At 46.1% G+C, this 2,354-nt stretch carries 3 protein-coding genes; all 3 read left to right on the top strand.

Annotated features, from left to right (window positions below; genetic code table 11):
- A partial coding sequence (purH, locus tag A3757_RS15095) for a bifunctional phosphoribosylaminoimidazolecarboxamide formyltransferase/IMP cyclohydrolase (protein WP_156506336.1) occupies window positions 1-1,003 on the top strand: 1,003 nt, incomplete at its 5' end.
- 188 nt (window positions 1,004-1,191) lie between these two features.
- Window positions 1,192-1,602 carry a thioesterase family protein gene (locus A3757_RS15100; RefSeq protein ID WP_068512175.1) on the top strand — a complete coding sequence of 137 codons (411 nt, stop codon included), beginning with the start codon at window positions 1,192-1,194 and terminating at the stop codon, window positions 1,600-1,602.
- A 161-nt stretch (window positions 1,603-1,763) separates the two neighbouring features.
- Window positions 1,764-2,354, top strand: a 591-nt coding sequence (locus A3757_RS15105; RefSeq protein ID WP_156506337.1) for a phosphoribosylamine--glycine ligase, incomplete at its 3' end; no start/stop codon positions are given.

Genomic DNA, 2,354 nt, shown 5'->3' on the forward strand with positions numbered 1-2,354 from the left:
GATTGCCAACTACTTTGGCCGATTGGTTCCAGGTGGCAGCAAAGAGTTCCCAAGAACATTTAACGTTCAAATGAACAAAACTCAAGAACTTCGCTATGGTGAAAACCCTCACCAGAACAGCGCGTTTTATGTTGAAAAGAATGCACCAGCCGATTCAATCTCTGGCGCTAAACAGCTTCAAGGAAAAGAGCTTTCGTTCAACAATATCGCCGACACCGATGCAGCACTTGAGACCGTAAAGCTATTTGACGAACCTGCATGTGTCATCGTCAAGCACGCAAACCCTTGTGGCGTATCAGAAGCCGGCTCTATTCTAGAGGCTTATGAAAAAGCTTATGCAACGGACCCTGAATCTGCTTTTGGCGGTATCATCGCCTTTAACCGTGAGCTTGATGCGGAAACCGCGACAACTATCGTCGACCGACAGTTTGTTGAAGTTATTATTGCTCCGAGCGTTAGCGCCGAAGCGAAAGAAGCCGTAGCCGCTAAGAAAAATGTCCGCCTCCTAGAGTGCGGTGCATTTTCTGACAGCGCAGCATCTTTCGATTATAAGCGCGTCAATGGCGGCTTACTGGTGCAAGATCGTGACTTAGGCATGATCAGTAAGGAAGATTTGACTGTTGTCTCCAAGCGCCAGCCAACAGACGAAGAAATTGATGACCTCTTATTCACCTGGAAAGTTGCTAAAATGGTTAAGTCCAATGCGATTGTTTACGGCAAGAGCGCTCAAACTATCGGTATTGGTGCCGGGCAAATGAGCCGTGTCAATTCAGCACGCATCGCAGCAATCAAAGCTGAGCATGCCGGACTTGCCGTGAAAGGCTCTATGATGGCTTCAGATGCCTTCTTCCCATTCAGAGACGGCATAGACAATGCCGCAAATGCCGGCGTTAGTTGTGTCATCCAGCCAGGCGGTTCAATGCGTGATCAAGAAGTCATTGATGCAGCTGATGAGCACGGTTTGGTAATGGTATTTACCGGAATGCGTCACTTCCGACACTAAGCAAATAAGCTCTGTATGACCGTGCACCCGCCTCTGTTTGAGACTTGGTGCACGGTACTCTTCCTGCTATACATCTACTCTTCTGCCTCTAGTTAGCACTACCTAATAATATACGCTAGACTATTTTTACCTATTAATCGGACGCCCGAAGGCTTCCACGGACTTCTATCATTAATGGAGCAACAACAGTGTCAGATTACGTACGCATTAAAGTAAGGGGCTATCACCTCGACCAACACGGCCACCTCAACAACAACGGCTATACCCGCTTTTTCGAAGAAGCTCGCTGGGTATTGTTTGAAAACTTCAATGCCATAGAGTTTTTCTCACAGCTTGATCTGACACTGACCTTGGTAAATAGCAATATAAACTATCGTCACCCATGCCTCTTCAATGATCAGCTCGAGATCCATACCAAGGTAATGCGCATAGGTAATACCAGCTGTAAAATAGATCAAACTATCTACTTGGAAGGTAGCAACACGATTATCGCAGATGCCAGCAATACTTTTGTATTAATGGACAACAAAGAACATAAGGCTGTGCCGATTCGCGACCAAGCTAGAGAGAAGCTGGCCCAACTTGCAAACTCTGCTTAGCATTCATAAGAGTTGGTTGTTCGTAAAACCACTCTTGCCCATTTTACGAACAATTATTTTTTATATCTCCTCTCGAATAAGGTATCCTTGCGCCCATTTCCATCTCCAGGCGACTCCGTAAGCCGCCTGGCTATTAAGTTATTATTAGATCGGGTTACGCTATGAATATTCTTATCATTGGCAGCGGCGGCAGAGAACATGCTCTTGCCTGGAAAGCTGCACAAAATAAAGACGTCGAAACAGTTTTTGTTGCACCAGGAAATGCTGGTACCGCATCAGACAGCAAATTAAGCAATGTCGACATTGACGTTATGAACTTTCAAGCGCTGTCTGATTTTGCCAAAGAGAATCAAGTCGCACTTACCATTATCGGCCCAGAAGCGCCTTTAGTTGACGGCGTTGTTGACCATTTTGAAGCAGAAGGCCTTCGCTGCTTTGGCCCTTCAAAAGGTGCGGCTCAATTAGAAGGCTCTAAAGCTTTCACTAAAGATTTCTTAGCTCGCCACAACATACCTACTGCCGACTACCAGAATTTTACGGAAGTAGAACCTGCCTTAGCATACTTGAAAGAAAAAGGTGCCCCGATTGTTGTTAAAGCCGACGGTTTAGCGGCTGGCAAAGGCGTAATCGTTGCCGAAACTCTGGAGCAAGCAGAAGAAGCTGTACGAGATATGCTATCAGGCAATGCTTTTGGCGAAGCAGGCTGCCATGTAGTTATTGAAGAATTTCTTGATGGCGAAGAAGCCAGCTTC

The sequence above is a fragment of the Oleiphilus sp. HI0117 genome (assembly GCF_001635235.1).